General features: G+C 66.4%; 14 protein-coding genes. 7 read left to right on the top strand and 7 right to left on the bottom strand.

Annotation, left to right across the window (positions count from 1 at the left end; all coding sequences use genetic code 11):
• Positions 1-211: 211 nt before the first annotated feature.
• Positions 212-2,332, bottom strand: a complete 2,121-nt coding sequence (locus tag VGC56_RS12135) for a peptidase domain-containing ABC transporter (RefSeq protein WP_464125182.1) — start codon at positions 2,330-2,332, stop codon at positions 212-214.
• Between the two features lie 5 nt (positions 2,333-2,337).
• On the bottom strand, positions 2,338-3,570 hold the full coding sequence (locus VGC56_RS12140; protein WP_464125184.1) for a secretion protein HlyD: 1,233 nt from the start codon (positions 3,568-3,570) through the stop codon (positions 2,338-2,340).
• A gap of 384 nt (positions 3,571-3,954) precedes the next feature.
• On the opposite strand from VGC56_RS12140, the gene VGC56_RS12145 reads away from it, so the two are divergent.
• A complete protein-coding gene (locus VGC56_RS12145; RefSeq protein WP_464125186.1) occupies positions 3,955-4,113 on the top strand; it encodes a hypothetical protein in 159 nt (52 codons plus the stop codon).
• A 123-nt stretch (positions 4,114-4,236) separates the two neighbouring features.
• Entirely contained in the window at positions 4,237-5,241 is a 1,005-nt protein-coding gene (locus VGC56_RS12150) for a hypothetical protein (protein WP_464125187.1), read from the top strand.
• Here the strand turns inward: VGC56_RS12150 and VGC56_RS12155 are convergent.
• Positions 5,169-6,209: a hypothetical protein gene (locus VGC56_RS12155; protein ID WP_464125189.1), complete on the bottom strand. Its 1,041-nt coding sequence runs from the start codon at positions 6,207-6,209 to the stop codon at positions 5,169-5,171. The two genes, VGC56_RS12150 and VGC56_RS12155, sit on opposite strands and share 73 nt — an antisense overlap.
• Before the next feature lie 242 nt (positions 6,210-6,451).
• Between VGC56_RS12155 and VGC56_RS12160 the strand changes: the two genes are divergently transcribed.
• The gene (locus tag VGC56_RS12160; RefSeq protein ID WP_464125190.1) at positions 6,452-11,545 is read left to right on the top strand and encodes a Calx-beta domain-containing protein; all 5,094 of its coding nucleotides are present in this window, start codon (positions 6,452-6,454) and stop codon (positions 11,543-11,545) included.
• A gap of 40 nt (positions 11,546-11,585) precedes the next feature.
• On the opposite strand, the gene VGC56_RS12165 is transcribed toward VGC56_RS12160, so the two are convergent.
• Positions 11,586-11,798, bottom strand: coding sequence for a hypothetical protein (locus VGC56_RS12165; RefSeq protein WP_464125191.1), 213 nt, complete (start codon positions 11,796-11,798; stop codon positions 11,586-11,588).
• Positions 11,799-12,023: 225 nt separating this feature from the next.
• Between VGC56_RS12165 and VGC56_RS12170 the strand changes: the two genes are divergently transcribed.
• Positions 12,024-13,640, top strand: a complete 1,617-nt coding sequence (locus VGC56_RS12170) for a Kelch repeat-containing protein (protein ID WP_464125192.1) — start codon at positions 12,024-12,026, stop codon at positions 13,638-13,640.
• Positions 13,641-13,746: 106 nt separating this feature from the next.
• Here VGC56_RS12170 and VGC56_RS12175 read toward each other — a convergent pair whose 3' ends face one another.
• Genes VGC56_RS12175 through VGC56_RS12185 form a run of 3 tightly spaced genes read right to left on the bottom strand, consistent with a single transcriptional unit; the run spans position 13,747 to position 15,586 of the window.
• Positions 13,747-14,841 carry an AI-2E family transporter gene (locus tag VGC56_RS12175; RefSeq protein WP_464125194.1) on the bottom strand — a complete coding sequence of 365 codons (1,095 nt, stop codon included), beginning with the start codon at positions 14,839-14,841 and terminating at the stop codon, positions 13,747-13,749.
• A gap of 46 nt (positions 14,842-14,887) precedes the next feature.
• Positions 14,888-15,253 (bottom strand): response regulator, encoded by a 366-nt coding sequence (locus VGC56_RS12180; protein ID WP_464125195.1) that lies wholly within the window; start codon positions 15,251-15,253, stop codon positions 14,888-14,890.
• Between the two features lie 9 nt (positions 15,254-15,262).
• Positions 15,263-15,586, bottom strand: coding sequence for a 4-fold beta flower protein (locus VGC56_RS12185; protein ID WP_464125197.1), 324 nt, complete (start codon positions 15,584-15,586; stop codon positions 15,263-15,265).
• Between the two features lie 207 nt (positions 15,587-15,793).
• Here VGC56_RS12185 and VGC56_RS12190 point away from each other — a divergent pair, with 207 nt between their 5' ends.
• The 3 genes from VGC56_RS12190 to VGC56_RS12200 all read left to right on the top strand — a co-directional run bounded on the left by VGC56_RS12190 (position 15,794) and on the right by VGC56_RS12200 (position 19,542).
• Positions 15,794-16,600: a hypothetical protein gene (locus VGC56_RS12190; protein WP_464125198.1), complete on the top strand. Its 807-nt coding sequence runs from the start codon at positions 15,794-15,796 to the stop codon at positions 16,598-16,600.
• A 315-nt stretch (positions 16,601-16,915) separates the two neighbouring features.
• Complete coding sequence (locus VGC56_RS12195; protein ID WP_464125200.1) at positions 16,916-18,157, top strand: putative DNA modification/repair radical SAM protein; 1,242 nt, start codon at positions 16,916-16,918, stop codon at positions 18,155-18,157.
• A gap of 2 nt (positions 18,158-18,159) precedes the next feature.
• Positions 18,160-19,542 (top strand): UdgX family uracil-DNA binding protein, encoded by a 1,383-nt coding sequence (locus tag VGC56_RS12200; RefSeq protein ID WP_464125201.1) that lies wholly within the window; start codon positions 18,160-18,162, stop codon positions 19,540-19,542.
• The last annotated feature ends 8 nt before the right edge of the window (positions 19,543-19,550 follow it).

Here is a 19,550-nt window from a genome sequence, read left to right on the forward strand (position 1 = left end):
CCGATGGACCTCAAGCCTCTAGCCGCTCTCCCGGCTTCGCCGCTGCCTTGTTGCCAAGCGCTCCAGTCGGCGCACTGCCGAGGCGCTCTTTGGCCTGCCCGTCGCCTGCTCGACGACCGAGTGCCGGCAGCGGCCGATTCGGTTTGGGGCGCTACTTCAAAGCGCGTTAACCTATTTCCACATCAACGACCTCCGGGTTTTACCACGCCGTTCAGCCGCTTTGACCCCCTGGGGCCGCTGTGATCGCCTCGATTCGCCCGTTTTCGAGGCGGAAGACTCGGCTCGCGGCCGAGATCGTCTCGGTCCGGTGGGCGATTACGATACGCGTGATGCCGAGCGCGGAGATGGCAGCGTTGACGTCAGCTTCGTGAGACGGGTCGAGGTGGGACGTGGCCTCGTCCATCAGGAGAAGCCGCGGACGTCGGTAGAGAGCACGAGCAAGGAGGACTCGCTGCTTTTGGCCGCCGGAGAGGGTAGATCCCATGTCCCCTACCAAGGTCTCGTATGCCATCGGCATGGCCGCGATATCATCATGGATGGCAGCCGCGCGTGCGGACTCAATGACGCGATCAAGATCCGGCGCATCGTCAAAAAGCGCAATATTCTCCGCGAGGCTGCCGGCGAAGAGGCTGTCCTCCTGAAGCACGGCGCCCACCTGATTGTGGAAACTCTTGTATCCGAAGCGCGAGAGGGGAATTCCGTCGACGAGAATGTCCCCCGCACTGGGCTCCACCAATCCAAGGATCACCTTTGCCAGGGTCGACTTGCCGCAACCCGACGGCCCGGTGATGGCGATGTGTTCGCCCGGCTCGATGGTGAGGCTGGCACGGTCGAGTACGATCGGATCCACCGGGCTGTAGCGGTAAACGATCTCTCGAAGCTCGATCTGACCGACGAGGCGGGTCTCCGCCGTTGCGCTCGGACCGAAGCTTACGTCCTCCGGGACAGCCGCAATGTCCGACAGTCGACGAAGATGGAGCCCAAGCATGCCGAAGGTTACCGATTGATCGACGAGGGCCGCCGCCTTCGTGAGGAACTGCAGCTTGTATGCCATGAATGCGAACATCATTCCGAGGCTGAAGCCTCCGTGGATGACAAGGCGTGCCGCCAGCCATGTCGACAGGATCGCTTCCACCGCGAACACGAGGAGCTGTGCGAATTGCTGCCAGTTTCCGACTCGGAGAAGCTCGGCACCTGCGTTCGTCGCATCTGCAAAGAAGGATTGCCACACGCCGAGACGAAGCATCTCGCGGTTCGAAAGCCGCAGCGTCGTAATTCCCCGCAGGGTTTCGATCATGACGCTCTGCGCTTTGCCAGCGGTGACGATTGCCGCTTCCTGTGCTCGGTGCTGGGCTGGCCAAGTGACCAGCCTCGTTGCCGCGTAGAGGAAGAGTGAAGCCAAGGCGATCAGAGCCAGCGCGCCACTGTAGAGGAACATGACCACAAGCGTGAACAGCGCGAGGCTGCCGTCGACGAGAGCGGACACAGGGCCGGCGGTCAGCGCCTGCTGGACCGGCTGGACGGACTGAAAGCGCGATAGAACATCGCCGACGTGTCTTTTGTCGAACCAATCCACCGGGAGGCGGAACAGACGCCTCGCTATATTCACCGACAGCGCGAATGCCAGCTGCGTGCCGGAAGCCAACAGGACGAAAGAACGAAGCAGGCTGGCTGTGGCGTAGAAGACAGCGAATAGGCCGAACCCGGCCGCCAGCACGGCAAGCAAGTCAAGGTCGAGGGCCGGCAGAGCAGTGTCGATGGCGACCTGCATGTAATAGGGCGAAGCTATCACATACGCTTGTAATACAAGGCTGAGGAGAACCAACTGCAGGAGCCCCCGTTTGAGGCCGGTCATGCTGGACCACAGCTGCGACAGCCGGAGGCGCTGCTTCGCCCGGGTCGGCTCGAACCCTTCGGTGAGACGAAACTCAAGCGCGACGCCGGTGAAATGGTCGGACATTTCCTCTTTTCCGACCCAGCGAGTTCCACGGTCCGGATCATGGATGAGGGCGCGCTTCCCGTTGAAGCGTTCGAGCACGACGTAGTGGCTGAGATTCCAGTGGAGCATCGCCGGAAGGTCGAGATGGGGCAGATCGTCGAGGGGCACCTTCACGGCGCGAACGGCGAAGCCCAGGGCGTCGGCTGTCGCCATGAGCGACCGAAGGGCCGTACCGCGAAGGGACGGGGGGAATCGCTGTCGCAGCGACGCAAGATCCACGTCGTATCCATGGAAATTGCTGATCATGGCGATGCTGGCGAGGCCGCACTCGGCGATCTCCGTTTGCCGCACCAGCCGCACCCGTGACCGCTTCCACAAGCCCAGATCGAGCATTGTGCTCACCGCCTGCTCACTGCAAGGAGCGGTTCAAACAGCCATTCGAGCAGGGATTCGCGGCGGGTGACGATGCGGGCTGAAATCCGCATACCCGCAATGAGCGGCCGCAATCTTCCGAATGCCCTGACCTTGGGGTTCCGGATCGACGCTTGGACTATATAGCCCGCTTCCGTTCCGCCAGCCTCCTTCTGCCGGGTTACGGGCGCTGCGGAAATTACCTCCACCTGCCCGTTCAAAGTGCCGAATTGCTGAAAAGGAAAGGCATCGACCGACAGGATGACAGTCTGCCCCTTTTCCAGAAATCCCGAGGCATAGGTCGGCACGAAGAGTTCGGCTCTCAACCCGCCTCCTTCGGGCAGCAGAGCCATGATCGGCTGGTCCGGCCGCGCCGGTTGGCCTTCGCGGCCGCTGACGCCGGTAACGGTTCCGTTGGCAGGCGACGTCAGTACGTAAGTGCCAAAGGCATTGGAGGAGACGCGACGCTCCGCAATCGCTCCTCTCGCCGAACGAATGGAAGAGACTTGGCTCCTCGCCTGAGCCGCACTTTCGGTGAGGGAGCGCTGCGCTTCCGTCAGCGCTGCCTGCTTACCCGCGCGGGACTGACGAAGTTGCGCCAGTTGCTGGCGTCGGCTGACAAAGCTGTCCTCTCGCATCTGCAGGTCGCGCCGGCTGATGAAGCCGCGAGCAGCCACGCTACGGGCACGGTCAAACTCGGATTTCGCACCCTGCATGAGTTGGCGCTGGTCGGCGATCTGCTCATCCAACCGCGCTATTTCGTCGCTGAGTCCCAGGATCTCGGCTCCGATCCGCTCCCGCTGCGCTTTCGCGGCGGACTCGATTTGCGATGCCTGCCCGGAAAGTCCCGCATCCTGCTGAACGAGGGTGGCATCGACTTCGGTTGCAAGCGGGACCCCTCGCGCGGTGGACTCGACGGCCCGAATCCGAGCCAGCGGCTGACCGGCAGTCACCGCATCCCCGTCATGCACCTCAATCGCGGCGATCGTTCCCGCCCGAGGGGGAACGATCTCGGCGATACCTTGCTGGGCAACGATCTCGCCTGCCACCGCCTCGACCCGCGTGTAGGTGGCAACGGAGGCGAAAGCGAGTGCAGCGGCGGGCCCTACGAAAAGGAACGCTCCTATCACTTGCCATGATACCGGCAGCGCTAACGCCACCCGTCCATACAGGCGTTCTGAACGGTGGCGGACGACTTCGTCCCGGAACAAATCCCGCATTCCCTCGCCCACGACTGTCGATCCCGTCCCCTTCCTAAACCAACTGGGAAAGCTCTCAACCCCTTCAGGAAGCTCTGCCCGTGGCGGTTGATCCGCGCGGCTATTCAGATACGAAGATCACTTGGTCGTCCAGCGCACCGCGGGGACTTCACCAGTCTATGGAGGCTCGGGTTTGTCAGCAGCAAGGGCCTGAGCGAGTGGGCGTATTCGGCTGCACCGATTTGGTATTCAACACTGGAGATTTAACAACTGCGAACACCGGTGGTCGCGGAACCACGTGGCGCCAGCGCCCGACAACAATTTTGCTTTCGCTGCTGTTGCCACCAGCTTCCTGTCTGATATGAACGACTCTCCTGAACAGGCTTCAGGAGAAAGGGGACCGTGATGACGAACAAAGCGCGTTACGAAGGCACCGGGACGAGGATTCTCGGGCGTAAGATCGGCCGTGAGCTCAGCGAGGCCGAACTCGAGTCCGTAGCCGGCGCCGGGACGGGATCGACCGGGCCGAACACCTACGGCACGAACGACACCGACTATTCCTAACATTCGGCGGCGGCGGCGGCCGGTTTGGCTGCCGCCGTTGCATCCCTTATGTCAGTTCTAATAATCTCATATTCCGGAGACCTCCACGCCTCCACGGTCTCGAGCGCTCTTCGTCGCTTCGGTATGAAGTGCGCGACCTTCTGCTTTGACGAGTTTCCAATTGCCTCCACCATCACCTTTGATCTCGATGCGGGAGGACCACTTCTTTCTGGGCCGTTGATTGACGGCAGGCTCGGTGACTTTCGGCTTGTCTGGAACCGGCGCGGCTGGGACCCAGTGCTTCCTGCGGACTTGAACGAGGATGACAGGCGTCTCGTGGCCCCCGTGTGCCGCCGCTATTGCGACGAGCTGAGGCTGTCGCCCCCCGACGGGCAGCTGTGGGTCAACAGCCGTGCAAGCCAGCTGGCGATGCGCAGCAAGGCGCTGCAGCTGCAGATTGCAACTGGCCTTGGGTTCCAGATTCCCGAGACTCTCGTGACGAACGATCCCGCAGCCGCGCGACGTTTCGTGGGCCGGCCAGGCGAATTCATCGTCAAGAGCATCTCACCGATGCGCTGGGAGGAAGAGGGAAAGGTCATTGCCCTCCATACCAGCAAGATCACGGTCGACGAGCTCGAGGACGAAGACGCGGTGCGGGCTTGCCCCATGGTTTATCAAAGGCTGATCGAGAAGCGCTACGAGCTAAGGGTCATCGTCTTCGGTGACGACATCCTCTGGGTAAAAATCCATTCGCAGGATTCAGGCCGCTATGGCCTCGACTGGCGCAAGGGAATTGCCGAGGAGCTCAGGCTCGAGGAGGTGCCGCCGCCCGATGGCGCAGCGGAAAAAATCCGCGCTTACTGCCGCGCGGCCGGCCTCGTCCATGGCTCCTTCGACCTTGCCGTGACGCCGGAGGGCGGCATCGTCTTCTTCGAAGTCAATGAGCAGGGGCAAACGCTTTGGATTGAGGAGGTCAATGAGGACATTGCCGTGTTCGATACTTTGAACCGGTTCCTCTGGCGCGAATCCAGCGGAGAACCGGCACCGTGGCGGGATCAGCGGCTCCTGCTGCGCGATTATCTTGATCTGTCGCTCGGCTCCGGACCGCCCGCTGAATCGGCGGCGGCATCTGGGTCCCGGCTGGTCTGAGTCGCCTCGCCCCTGGACCGCATGATCGATAGGGCAAGCCGAACCGCCTGTTGATCGGCGGAATAGCCGGCATCGCCGGAGTAGAGTGCCCGGAGATAGGCAAGGTCGAAAGCCGTCGCGCCTTCGATCCGTACCTTGGATGCCGTGTCGGTCGACAGCAGCTGCAGGACAGACGCCGTGCTGAGTTGTCCAACGCCTTTCGTGTTGATCGTCGAGAGTGCGAGCACGCCCGCGAGATCCCCGAACTGCTGGACGTTGAGACCCCTTGCGGCATCGCTGCTGATCACCACAAAGGAGTGAGCGAGCTCCATCCGGACGGGCTCCGTCAGCCGAGACATGGTGACGTTGGAAGCGATGTACGCGTTGGGCGAGACAGGTTTCGGCGGTCCCGAGCCGAACGCCACCTGCGAAACATGTTCTACCGGTGCGCCGTCACGGCGCTTAGGATCGATCGAATACCAATTCCAAACCGGTCCCGGCTCTTGCTTCAGCCGCGTGGCTTCGGCGCCGGAAAGGGACTCGAGCAACCGCGGGAACTTCTTCTGGAGCGCGAGGATGACCCTCCGTCCGTCATCGGCAGCTATAATCGTCAAATTGGTTGCACAGCCAGCTTTCGCTCCACGAAGTCCGATCTGTTCGGCAAGCAGCCGTATCCTCTCCTCGATCGCTACGGCAAGGCGCCGCTCGACGCCCAAGACGAGGGGGCAGACGGCCGTCTCGAATCGAGCGAACTGTCCTCGGTGGACCCCTGTTATGCTGCGCACGTCGCTCGTAGTGCGTTCAAGATTGCGGCGCATAGCGGTAACAACGATGTCGTCGCCGGCCGGTGCGACAGGCGGCGCTGTAGGTGAGGCACGCTCAACCCGGGCACTCGACTTCGGAATGGCGCGGCTCTGCGCGCCTGCGGGAGAGGTTGTCGTAACCCCGCAGACAAGTCCTAGGAGCAGTGCAAACGAAAACTTGACCACGTGGGCCTCCGCCCGAATGGAGGTTCGCGGACATTTTACGATTCAGGTGCTCGGGTCAATGGTTATTATGAATTGCGAGGTAAATCTGGTTCGCAACCGACACGGCGACGACGAGCCACATCGTCAGCCTGGTAGACACCAGCGGCTACAATGCCGCCTTCAGCAGCACCAGCCTCACCACGATCGCCACTGCGGGTACGAACACGGCGTTCCGGGGCATCGCGTTCGCACCGCAGGCGGCCGTGGTCTCGTCGACGCCCTCCCTCACCGTCAACGACGTCTCCCACAGCGAGGGCGACACCGGCACAATCACCTACACCTTCACCGTCAGCCTTTCCGCGGCGGCGCCTGCGGGCGGCGTCACGTTCGACATCAGCACCGCCGACGGCAGCGCCACCTCCGCGAGCGGTGACTATGTCGCGCACACGCTGACCGCCCAGACCATCGCCGCGGGCCAGACCAGCGCCACGTTCGACGTCACGGTCAATTCCGACCGCGCGATCGAGCCGAACGAAAGCTTCTTCGTCAACGTGACCAACGTCACCGGAGCGACGGTGACCGACGGCCAGGGCCAAGGCACGATCGTCAATGACGACACGACGCCGGCGCTTAGCATCGACAGCGTCAGCAAGGTCGAGGGCGACAGCGGCACGATCACCTACACCTTCACCGTCAGCCTCGACCATGCGGCGCGTGTGGGCGGCGTCACCTTCGACATCGCCACCGCGGACGGAACCGCGACTACCGCGGACGGCGATTACGTGGCCCGGACGCTGACCAGCCAGACGATTCCCGAAGGCCAATCGACCTACACGTTCGACGTGACGGTGAACGGCGACACCAACGTCGAGTCCAACGAGACGTTCGCGGTCAACGTCAGCAACGTCACCGGCGCCACCGTCGCGCAGGCGCAGGGCACCGGTACGATCATCGACAACGACGTGCCCCCGACCCTCAGCATCGCCGACGTCACCAAGGTCGAAGGCCAAGCGGGCACCACCACCTACACCTTCACCGTCAGCCTCGATCATCCGGCGCCGGCCGGCGGCGTGACCTTCGACATCGCCACCAGCGACGGTACGGCCACCGCCGGCAGCGACTATGCGAGCAAGGTGCTGACCAGCCAGACGATCGCCGCGGGGAGCACCAGCTACACGTTCGACGTCGTGGTGAGCGGCGACCGCGCCTTCGAGGCGGACGAGACGTTCAACGTCACCGTCAACAACGTCGTCGGCGCCTCGGTCGGCGACGGCGCGGCGGTCGGCACCATCACCAACGACGACAGCGCCGGCGGCATCCCGTTCATCAACGAATTCCACTACGACAATAGCGGCACCGACAGCGGCGAAGGCATCGAGATTGCTGGCCCCGCCGGCACCAGTCTCTCCGGCTGGACGCTCGTCCTCTACAACGGCACCAACACGCCGGCGGCGGCGCCGATCTACGCCACGATCAACCTCTCCGGCACCATCCCCAACCAGGACGACGGCTACGGTGTCCTCACCTTCGCCGTCCCCGGCCTCCAGAACGGCGCCAAGGACGGCTTCGCCCTGGTCGATGCCACCGGCAACGTCGTCCAGTTTCTCTCGTACGAAGGATCGATCACCGGCGCGACAGGCACGCCCGCCGCGGGGATCACCAGCACCGATGTCATCGTTTCGGAAGAGCCGGCCGTCGGCGTCGGCCTGTCGCTGCAGCTGACCGGCACCGGCGCCAGCTATGGCGACTTCACCTGGCAGCCGGCCGCCACGGCAAGCTTCGGCCAGGTCAACAACGGCCAGGACTTCATCGGCACCAGCGCGACCGGCCTCGTGTCGATCGCCGACGCGTCGATCGCCGAAGGCGATTCCGGCACGTCCACCTTGTTCCTCACCGTGCACCGCGCCGGCGGCCTCGGCCAGGCGGCCAGCGTCGACTGGACGCTCAACCTCGACGGCACCGCCGACGCCTCCGACATCGATCCGAACCAGCCGCTGAGCGGCCACATCGACTTTGCGCCCGGCGTTTCCGAGGTGAAGATTCCGGTGTCGATCGTCGGCGACACGGTGGGCGAGGACAACGAGACCTTCCACGTCGCGCTGTCGAACCCCGTCGGCAACATCTCCATCACCGGCACCACGGCGACCGGCACCATCCTCAACGACGATTTCGTGACCAAGACGATCATGGAAATCCAGGGCGCGGCGCACACGTCGCCGCTGCTCGGCCAGCATGTGCTGACCACCGGCATCGTCACCCAGGTCGGCCCGAACGGCTATTACCTCCAGGACCCGACCGGCGATGGCAACGACGCCACCTCGGACGCCGTCTACGTCTTCACCCACACCGCGCCGACGGTCAGCGTCGGCGATTCCGTGCAGGTCAGCGGCACGGTGGCGGAGTTCGCCTCCGATCCGGGCGTCGGCCTCACCGTGACGGAGATCGATGGGCCGACGACGACGGTGCTCAGCACCGGCAATGCGCTACCGGATGCGATCATCATCGGCGTGGACGGACGACTGCCGCCGCCCAACGTCATCGATGACGACCATCTGACCAGCTATGACCCCTCGACCGACGGCATCGACTTCTATGAATCGATGGAAGGGATGCGCGTCACGGTCGAGAACCCGCTCGTCATCCAGAGCACCAACTCGTTCGGAGAGACCTATGTCGTCGCTTCGAACGGCACGGGGGCGACCGGCGTCGCCGCGCGGGGCGGCCTCACCCTCTCTGGCGGCGACTTCAACCCCGAGCGGATCCAGATCGACAGCCTCAATGGGTCGCCCTTGCACTTCACCGAAGGCGACCACATCTCCAGCGTCACCGGCATCCTCGGCTACAGCCACGACGAATATGAGGTGCTGACCTCGGTTGAACCGACGCTGAGCCAGCCCGGCAATCTCGCCCGCGAGACCACCAGCCTCGTCGCCGATGCCGACCACCTCGCCATTGCCACCTACAATCTCGAGAATCTCGACGCGTCGGACAACAAGTACGACGTCCTCGCCCACGACATCATCGACAATCTGGGCGGACCCGACATCATCGGCGTCCAGGAGGTGCAGGACGACAACGGCACCGGCACCGGCGTCCTCTCGGCGACGCAGAACCTGCAGAGCCTGGTCGACGCGATGAACGCGCTCGATCCGACGGCCCATTACGTGTTCGCCGAGATCGACCCGACCGCGGAGAATGCGAGCGGCGGCGAGCCCAACGGCAACATCCGCAACGCCTTCCTCTACGATGCGAACCGCGTCAGCCTCGTCGACGGCAGCCTCGAGCAGATCACCGGCGACGTCTTCCACAACAGCCGCAACCCGCTGGTCGGCACCTTCACCTTCAACGGCCAGAACGTGACGGTGATCGACGTCCATTCCTATTCGCGCGGCGGCAGCGAGCCGGATTTCGGCGTCGACCAGCCGCCGGTCCAGTCCGGCGACGACCGCCGCACCGCCATGGCCGACGCGATCCGCTCTTATGTCGACGCCCACCTCGCCTCGACGCCGGACCAGCAATTCGCCGTCCTCGGCGACTTCAACGGCTTCTATTACGAGACGGCGATCAGCCACCTCACCGCCGGCGGCGTGCTCACCAATTTGAACGGCCTGCTGCCGACGGAGGAGCGCTACTCCTACCAGTTCGACGGCAACCTCCAGGAGTTCGACTACATCCTGGTGACGAACGGCCTGACCAGCGGTGCACAGTACGATTCGGTGCACATCAACTCCGAATTCTCCGCCGCGACCCGGCCCACCGACCACGATCCGCAGGTCGCGCTCTTCTCGATTCCGAACCTCGCGCCGACCGCCCATGACGACGCGGTGGCCGTCGACGAGAATGCGACCACTGGGAACCTGTGGACCAGCGTCCTCGGCAACGACACCGATCCGGAGGCCGACAGCCTGACGATCACCGCCGTCGACACGACCGGGACGCTCGGCCACGTCGTCTTCGATCCGCAGACCCAGACGCTGCAATATGTCGCCGAAAATGCGAGCTTCGACGCGCTCGCGACCGGGACTACCGCGCCCGATCACTTCTCCTACACGGTCAGCGACGGCCACGGCCACACCTCGACGGCGACCGTCAACGTGACCGTCACTGCGATCGACGACAGCCACACCACCGACGGCGGCACCGGCGACGACACGTTGAACGGCACCACGGGCGAAGACGTGATCAACGGCGGCGACGGCAACGATTATATCGACCTGTCGCAGGGCGGCTCCGACCACGCCTCGGGCGGCAATGGCAACGACGCCATCTACTTCGCCGCGGCCTATTCGCCGGGCGACGTGGTGGACGGCGGCGCGGGCACCGACACGGTCGGCCTCCGCGGCGACTATACCGGCGCCAACGCCGCGACGATCGCCACCGGCAGCTTCTCGAACGTCGAGGTGCTGAGCCTGATGACGAGCACCGAGGGGCCGGTCGGCTACGACATCGTCTGGCAGGACGGCAATCTCGCCGACGGGCAGCGGATGGCGATCTACGCCGGCAACCTGCAGTCGGGCGAGAACGTCACCTTCGACGGGTCAGCGGAAACCCACGGCTATTTCGTCATGTACGGCGGCCTTGGCGACGACGACCTCACGGGCGGCTCCGGCAGCGACGGCTTCTACTTCGGCCCCGGCAAGTTCAGCGAGGCCGACCATGTCGACGGCGGCGGCGGAGCACAGAACCAGCTCGGCCTCGACGGCAGCTACGATTTCTCGAGCAGCGGACTCGGCACGCTGGGCGGCAACTTCGCCAACATCCAGACCCTCGTCCTCTACAAGGGCGACGTCCGCGACACCTCGGTGCCCTACCCCAACGTCTACAACATCGTCACCAACGACGCCGCCGTCGATGCCGGCAAGCTGCTCACCATCTACGGCACCCCCGTCGCCAGCAATCTCGTCTTGGACGGCTCGGCCGAGCTCGACGGCGCGTTCAAGATCCTGTCGGGCAGCGGCGACGACACGCTGACCGGCGGCCATGGCGACGACATCATCTGGGGCAATATCGGTGCCGACACGATGGCGGGCGGAGCCGGCAACGACACCTTCTGCTACATGGACGTCAAGGAGTCGGCCGGAACCTCGATCGACCACATCCTGGACTTCGACGCCGGCGATACGATCGACCTCTCGCAGATCGACGCCGACACGAATCAGGACGGCGACCAGGCCTTCGCCTTCATCGGCTCGGACGCGTTCGGCGGCCATGCCGGCGAGCTGCGCGCCGATTTCGACGCCGTGAACAACCTCTGGACGGTGCAGGCGGACGTCGACGGCGACGGCCAGGCCGACTTCACGCTCCACGTCACGACCCTCGACAACCACCAGATCGTCGCGACCGACTTCGTCGTCTGAGGAAATGGGCGGGCGGCAGCGAGCCGCCCCCCGCCTCGCTTCAGGCCTCGCGCGTTGCCGCCTTGGCGCGGATGGGCTCTTTCCAGCCGTCCATCTGCACCATGACCCGGGCGCGGACCGCCTCCTGCACGGACGGATCGCGGGCCACCGCCTGCTTCTCCACGTCGACGACCGTGTCGAAATGGTCGGGCTCGACATTGCCTCCGACGAACCCGAGGACGATCCGTTCAAGCGTCAGGACGCGCGCCATCATCGTCGCAAAATCGTCCTCGTTCGTCGGTAATTCTCCAGTCTGTTGCCAGGTCGGCAAAGGCTCCTGGAGGCTCGACGGCCCAAGGCCAAGGCGCCCTGCAGCCTTTCGTCGAACGCCGCTTGCACGGCAGCCCGGGCTGTGATCCTCTCCTGTCTCCTCGAATGGGGGCAAAGGGGCATGGAGAGCAGGCACACGGGCTCCGGTTGGTCGAGGCGGTCCTTTGCCTTGCTGCTGCTGTCGAGCGCCTTCCTCATCTCGGGCTGCGGCGACGACGGCGGGAGCGGAGGCGGCGTCACCCCGACGCCCTCGCCTCCCCCGCCTCCCCCGCCGCCGCCTCCCCCGGCATCGACGCCGACGCTCAAGACCCTCGCCAGCCAGCCGCCGGTCGGCGTCTACCTCGCCATGCTGCTGACCGACGGCACCGTCATGGCGCAGGCCAATCCCACCGGCGCGGCGGGCGCCAGCGCCGCCGATTTCTACCGCCTGCGCCCCGACGCCAACGGCGATTATGCCGGCGGCACCTGGACCCATCTCCCCCAGCCCCCCGCCGGCTACGCGCCTTATGCGTCGGCCGAGGCGGTGCTCGCCGACGGCCGGGTGCTGTTCGTCGGCGGCGAATACAACCAGGACCATTATCAATTCGGCGCGAGTTCGCTCACCAACATGTCGGCGGTGTTCGATCCCGTCGCCAACAGCTGGACGATGATCCCGCCGCCGCCCGGCGTCGGCTATATCGGCGACGTCCCGTCCGCGGTGCTCCCCGATGGCACGTTCATCTACGGCAGCAAGCTCGACAAGACGATGTGGGCGCTCAATCCCGCGACGCTCGCCTGGACGCAGATCGCGGCGACGGGGAAGAACGACAATTTCTCCGAGGAAGGCTTCACCCTCCTTCCCAACGGCGCGATCCTCACCGTCGACATGGTCGACCTGCCCCAGTCGGAGCATTACGTCCCCTCGCTCGGCATATGGGTGCAGGACGGGCCGACGCCGGTCGGCCTCACCTCCCCCACCGATGTCGTGGGCGGGCTCCCCTACGGTCCGGCGCCGGTGCAGGTCGTCGGCGGCGTCACCTACGGACCGGCCCCGGCCGGCCTCTACTTCCCGCCCGGCGAGATCGGCCCCGCCATCCTCCGCCCCGACGGAACCGTGTTCGCGACCGGCTCCGCCGCGCCCGGCAAGGCGGCGCACACCGCCATCTACCACCCCGGCGCGACCGCAACGCAGCCCGGCAGCTGGACCACCGGCCCCGACTTCCCGAACGGCGACACCGCCGGCGATTCGTCGGCGGCGCTGCTGCCGAGCGGCAACGTCCTCGTCGCGACCGAGAGCGGCTCGCTCTACGAATATGACGGTGCGGCCCTCACCCGCACCGTCGCCGGTCCGGTCGGCGGGAACGAAGTCCCCGTCTTCCTGCTACCGCTGCCGAGCGGCGAGATCCTGATGCTGACGCCGTCGCTCAATGTCCACGCCCGGCTCTACGTCCCGCTTGGCACGCCGCAGCCGGCCTGGGCGCCGACGATCAGCGCCGTCCCCACCGCGTTCGCCCGCGGCCAGACCTATCCGCTGACCGGCACGCAGCTGAACGGGCTCAGCGAAGCGGCGGCCTATGGCGACGAGCTCAGCGCCGCCACCAACTACCCGCTCGTCCGCCTGACGATGGGCGCCACCGGCCACGTCTTCTACGCCCGCACCCACGGCCACACGATGGGGGTGGCGACCGGCGCCTTGCCGGTCACGACCCAGTTCGACGTCCCCGCCGGCACCGAGACGGGCGCCGCGACCCTGGTGGTGGTCGCGAACGGCATCCCCTCGTCGCCGGTGGCGGTGACGATCTCCTGAGCGGACGGCCTCGGGGCGTTCAGCGGCCGACGGAGGCCGCTGCTCCGCCAGCCATCCTCAGGAGGCGCGACGAAGCCGCTGTATCAGGCGGCTAAACCGGACCAGCCTAAGTGGCGCGGGCGCGCGACTCGGGCCCGGGCTTCAGGTAGAATTCGCGGTAATAGGCGACTGCGAACGCCGCCGCCGGCGTCCCCGCCAGCGCGCCGAGCAGCCCAAAGGCGAGCGCCGAAGCGAGCGTCGCGAACAGCAAAACCGCCGGATGGATGCGCATCTGCCGCCCCCGGATCGCCGGCGACAGGAAGGTGCCGAGGGTCTCGGTCAGCACCAGGTAGAAAAGCGCCGTCCACAAAGCCGTCGGCACGTCGACCGACAAAGCCAGGATCACCGGCGGGATCGCCATGATGTAGCCGCCGATGCGCGGCACGAACTCGGCGAAGAAGGCGAGCGCCGCCCACACGATCGCGCCCGGCACGTGCATCAGCGACAGGAAGATGCCGCTCGCCACCGCTTCTATAGGCCCGACGATGACGTTGGCGCGGATCCACCCCACCACCGCCCGCGACGCGCCGCGATAGGCGCGTATGCCCGCCGCCCGGTGGCGCAGCGGCAGCGCCGCGACATAGCCGCGCATCAGCGGCATCGGGTCCGAGGTGATGTAGAGCACCGCCGAGAGATAGAGGATCAGCAGGGTCCCGAAGCCGAGCAGCGACAGCGACGCGCCGCCGAGCCGGCCGATGACGTCGATCACCGACGGCAGCTGCCCCGGCGACCCGGTCTGCCCCTGCAGCGCCTGCTGGAGCTCGGGATAATCGCCGAGCTGCGATGCCAGCCGCTCGACAGCCTGCGCCAGGAAGCGGGGTATCTCGGGAATGAACTGCGTCGCCTGCTGCACGAGCGGCGGCACGATGAGCACGAAAAAGGCCGCGAACGCCGCCACGAACAGCAGCAGGGTGACGATCACCGCAATGCGCCGCGGCACGCCGTGCCGGCGCATCCACCGCACCCCCGCCGACAACGCAATCGAGGTCACCAGCGCGAGGAACAGCAGAACGATCGCCGTGATCGCATGGTAGACGAACCACAAAGCGACGATCGCCGCAAAAAACGCCAGTGCATAAGCAACGGCGCGCGAAGGCTCCCGCACCCGCCCCTCCGGGCGGCCGGCGCGGCCTTTCCTCAGTGCAGGCTTGGGCTCGTCCATCGGCCGATCTTAACACAGGGACCGGCGGGAAATATCCCTCGAACCGTTACGCCCGCATCCGCCGCGCCGGGATGGTCTCGCGGATCAGCTGGTCGAGCTCGTCGAGGGTGAACGGCTTCTCGAGGATCGAGGCCCCCTCCCCCGCCGCGGTGCGCAGCGCCCGCAGCGCCGCATGGCCGGTCGAGAACACCACCGGCAGGTCCTCGTCGATGCGGGCGATCTCGCGCGCCGTCTCGGCGCCGTCCAACCCCGGCATCATGAAATCGAGGATGACCATCGCCGGCCGCGATTCCTCGATCAGGGCGATGGCGCGGCGGCCGCTCTCGGCCTCGCGCACCTCATAGCCAAGCGCCGCCACCGACCGGGCGATGGTCGCGCGCACCTGGGCATCGTCGTCGACGACGAGAATCATGATCGGTCCCTATTCGGCCGCTTCGGCCGCGGGCGCCGCATACAGCAGGTGGAACGCATCCGGATAGCCATAGTCGACGACGATGCGGCGAGGCGTGCCCGTGCCGGGGGAAGGCCGCGCCGGCGGCTCGGCGATCGGCGGGATCGCCCGCGGCCGCGCCGTCGGCCGCGTCACCACCGTCTCCTTGAACCATTCGCCAACATAGGTCCCGTCGAGGCGATGGACCCGCGAGCCGAGGATCCGCCCGAGCGGAATCCCGTCCAGATCGTGGATGAAAGTCTCGTAGACGAACCCGACCGGCTCCCCGCCGGCGGAATAAACGTACATAGCCATGGTATTGGAAAGGCCCCGGAAAAAAACACGTACAGCCCCGCGCTGCACGGGCTTGAGAGTGGGTCCGGCGCCTGTACGCCAGATGAACAGGACAGGGTGGCGACGAGAGGGAGAGGCAGGCGGAGCGGCGGGTGCGCCGAAGCGGGCGGGGCCGTTGCGGCGTGGGTCCCATTGCGGACGCGCCGCCTCACGGTTCACAAGGACGCCATGAAGCCCGTCGTCGTTTCCGCCGCCGCCGCACTGATATTGCTCGGCGCGCCGGTCGCCTCCAGACCGGCGCCCGCCGCCAGCCCGTTCGATGGCCTCTGGGTCGACGACCTCAAGACCCAGATGGGCGAAGCCGGCTTCGACACCTACCTAGTCGCGAACGGCGTCTACACGTGCAAAAGCTGCCGGCCGCCGCGATCTTACCCCGCCGACGGCAAGATGCGGCCCGTCCCAGGCGACCTCTCGGTTCTGAGCGAATCCGCCACCGTCACCGGCCCACGCACCCTCCTCACCCGCCTCGTCGACCACGAGATGGCCCGGGAGACCACGATGACGGTCGCCCCCGACGGCACCAGCGCAACCTACGTCTCGCTCGACGCCTGGCCCGGCCGCACCCGCCGCCTCGGCACCGAATATCGCGCCACCCGCGTCGCCTCGGCGCCGCCCGGAGCCCACGCCGTCTCAGGCTCCTGGCGCGGCGTGGCCAACGTCGCCTTCCCCGAGGAATACCGCTCCGTCACCCTCCACGAAGCCGCAGGCCTGTTCACCCGCAGCAACTTCCGCCACGGCCGCTACACCGCCCGCATCAACGGCGCCCCCGCCCCCGTCACCGACGACGGCAAGAACATCTACCAGGCCACCGTCCGCGCGCCCAACCCCCACACCCGCGTCGAAATGATCCTCCTCCAGGGCAAGCCGGTGGTGAAACGCACCTACACCCTCTCCCCCGACTCCTGCGCCCTCACCACCATTGTCAGCAGCGCCGGCGGCGAGGAGCCCTTCAGCACGGTCGCGCATCGGAAGTAGCCGAGGCCCAGCGGCCGGCATTACCCGGACAGACCCCGTGATCCCGGCTTCCGCCGGGATGACCGAAGCTGCCTCTCAGTGCCAGCCACGTGCCAGGCACGTGCCAGGCACTGAGCGGGAGGCATTGAGCGGGAGGCACTGAGCGGGAGGCACTGAGCGGGAACTTCGCGCCTTCGCGTGAACTCGATGGGGTGGACGACGGCGCGCGGCCGACGAAGGATTTCTGGAACCGCTCCGCCCGGAAGCCTGCGCGGCCGCCAACACCAGCCTTTCGGCCATGTTGCCCCCACCGTCCCTCGAACATATATCGAACGCATGTCGCATCTCGATGTCCAGGAAAAGCTTGCCATCCTTGCCGATGCGGCGAAGTACGACGCCTCCTGCGCCTCGTCGGGGAGCGCGAAGCGGGACAGCCGGGGCGGCAAGGGGGTGGGCTCCACCGAGGGGATGGGCATCTGCCACGCCTACGCGCCGGACGGGCGGTGCATCTCGCTGCTCAAGATCCTGCTGACGAACAGCTGCATTTTTGACTGCCACTATTGCATCAACCGCAAGAGCTCGAACGTCCGCCGCGCGCGCTTCACGCCGGACGAGGTGGTCCGCCTCACCCTCGCTTTCTACAAGCGCAATTATATTGAGGGCCTGTTCCTCTCCTCCGGCATCATCCGCTCCTCGGACTACACGATGGAGCAGATCGTCGAGGTGGCGCGGAGCTTGCGCGAGGACCACGATTTCCGCGGCTACATCCATTTGAAGACTATCCCCGACGCCGATCCGGAGCTGGTCCGCCAGGCCGGGCTCTACGCGGACCGGGTGTCGATCAACGTCGAGCTGCCGACCGAGCGGGGGCTGAAGCGGCTCGCCCCGGAGAAGGACGGCGCCCGCATCGAAGGCGCGATGGCGGGCATGAAGGCTGCAATCGAGGAAGGCGGCGATGCCAGGAAGCGCTACAAGTCCGCCCCCGTCTTCGCGCCGGCGGGCCAGTCGACCCAGATGATCGTCGGCGCCGACAGCGCAAATGACGGCGAGATCATCGCCCGCGCGAGCAGCCTCTACGACCGCTTCCGCCTCCGCCGCGTCTATTATTCCGCCTTCTCGCCGATCCCGGACGCCAGCGCCGTCCTGCCCCTGAAGCGCCCGCCGCTGATGCGCGAGCACCGGCTCTACCAGTCGGACTGGCTGATGCGCTTCTATGGCTTCGCCGCGAAGGAGGTGGCGGACGCCGCCGACGAGGCCGGCATGCTCCCGCTCGATATCGACCCGAAGCTGGCGTGGGCGCTCAAGTTTCGGGCCAGCTTCCCGGTCGACGTCAATCGCGCCCCTCGGGAAGCGCTGCTCCGCGTCCCCGGGCTCGGCGTCAAGGCGGTCGACCGCCTCCTCGCCAGCCGCCGCTGGCGCCGCCTGCGCCTCGAAGACGTCGCCCGCCTCACCGCCTCAATCGCCAAGGTCCGGCCGTTCATCGAGGCGGAGGGCTGGCGCCCCACCCTGCTGACGGAGCGCGCGGATCTCGGCGCCTGGCTCAAGCCGAAGACGGAGCAGCTGGAGCTGTTCGGCTGACTATGTATGCGGTTACCCTCGCGGCTCCCGACGATTTCGACGGCTGGCGCGCCGCCGCGCGCGCCCTCGCCTCGGCCGGCGTGGCACCGGGGGAGGTCGGCTGGAAGGTCGAGGGCCAGGAGGCCGGGGACCTGTTCGGCACCGGCACGTCGCCGCCCGCCGGCGCGCCCTTCCCCGTCCCGCGCGCCTTCCTCAGCCTCGCCGAAACCGCGATCTGCCATTCGGACCCGGAGCGGTTCGCGTTGCTCTACGCCCTCCTCCTGCGCATCCGCACCACCCCAAAGGCGCTGGAGGACGAAGCTGATCCGCTCGTCCGCCGGGTCGAGGCGATGGCGAAGGCGGTGCGGCGGGACATCCACAAGATGCACGCCTTCGTCCGCTTCCGCGAGGTGGAGGAGGAAGGCGCCGTCCGCTTCGTCGCCTGGTTCGAGCCCGAGCACCACATCGTCCGCGCCGCCAGCGGCTTCTTCGCCCGCCGCTTCGCCAACATGCGCTGGTCGATCCTGACCCCGGAACTGTCGGTGCATTGGGACGGCGAGGCGCTCACCGAGGGTCCCGGCGCCGCCCGCGCCGACGCTCCGGACCGCGATCCGGTCGAGGCGGTGTGGAAGACCTATTACGCCTCCATCTTCAACCCGGCCCGGTTGAAGGTCGGCGCGATGCTCAAGGAGATGCCGAAGAAATATTGGAAAAACATGCCGGAGACGGCGTTGGTCGGTCAGTTGGTCGCAGGCGCCCAGGGTCGCGAGGCGAGGATGGTCGAGACGTCGCGCACGCAAATCGGTTCAAATGCCCTCGCCGCCTGGCAGGCGGTGCGCGAGGAAGCGCGCGGCTGCACCCGCTGTCATCTCTTTGAATGCGCCACGCAGACCGTGTTCGGCGAAGGCCCGGTGACGGCGCCGCTGATGTTCGTCGGCGAGCAGCCGGGCGACCAGGAGGACCTTGCGGGCAAGCCGTTCATTGGCCCCGCCGGCCAGCTGTTCGACCGCGCGCTGGGCGAGGCTGGGATCGACCGCGGCCAGGCCTACGTCACCAATGCCGTCAAGCATTTCAAGTTCGAGCGCCGCGGCAAGCGCCGCATCCATTCGAAACCCGATGCCGGCGAGATCGAGGCGTGCCGCTGGTGGATCGAGCAGGAACGCGCGATCCTGCGCCCCACCCTCACCGTCGCCCTCGGCGCCACCGCGGCCCGCTCGCTCTTCCACAAGGCGGTGACCATCTCGGCGGTCCGGGGCCGCCCGCATGCGATGCCCGAGGGCGGCGAAGCCTGGGTGACGGTCCACCCGAGCTTCCTGCTCCGTGTCCGGGACAATAGGGACGCTGAATATGCCCGATTCGTCGAGGATCTCGTGCGGGTGAAGGAGCGGTTGGCGGAGCTGGCCTAACGGGCCGC

This window comes from Allosphingosinicella sp., from assembly GCF_036403745.1.
Classification (GTDB): domain Bacteria; phylum Pseudomonadota; class Alphaproteobacteria; order Sphingomonadales; family Sphingomonadaceae; genus Allosphingosinicella.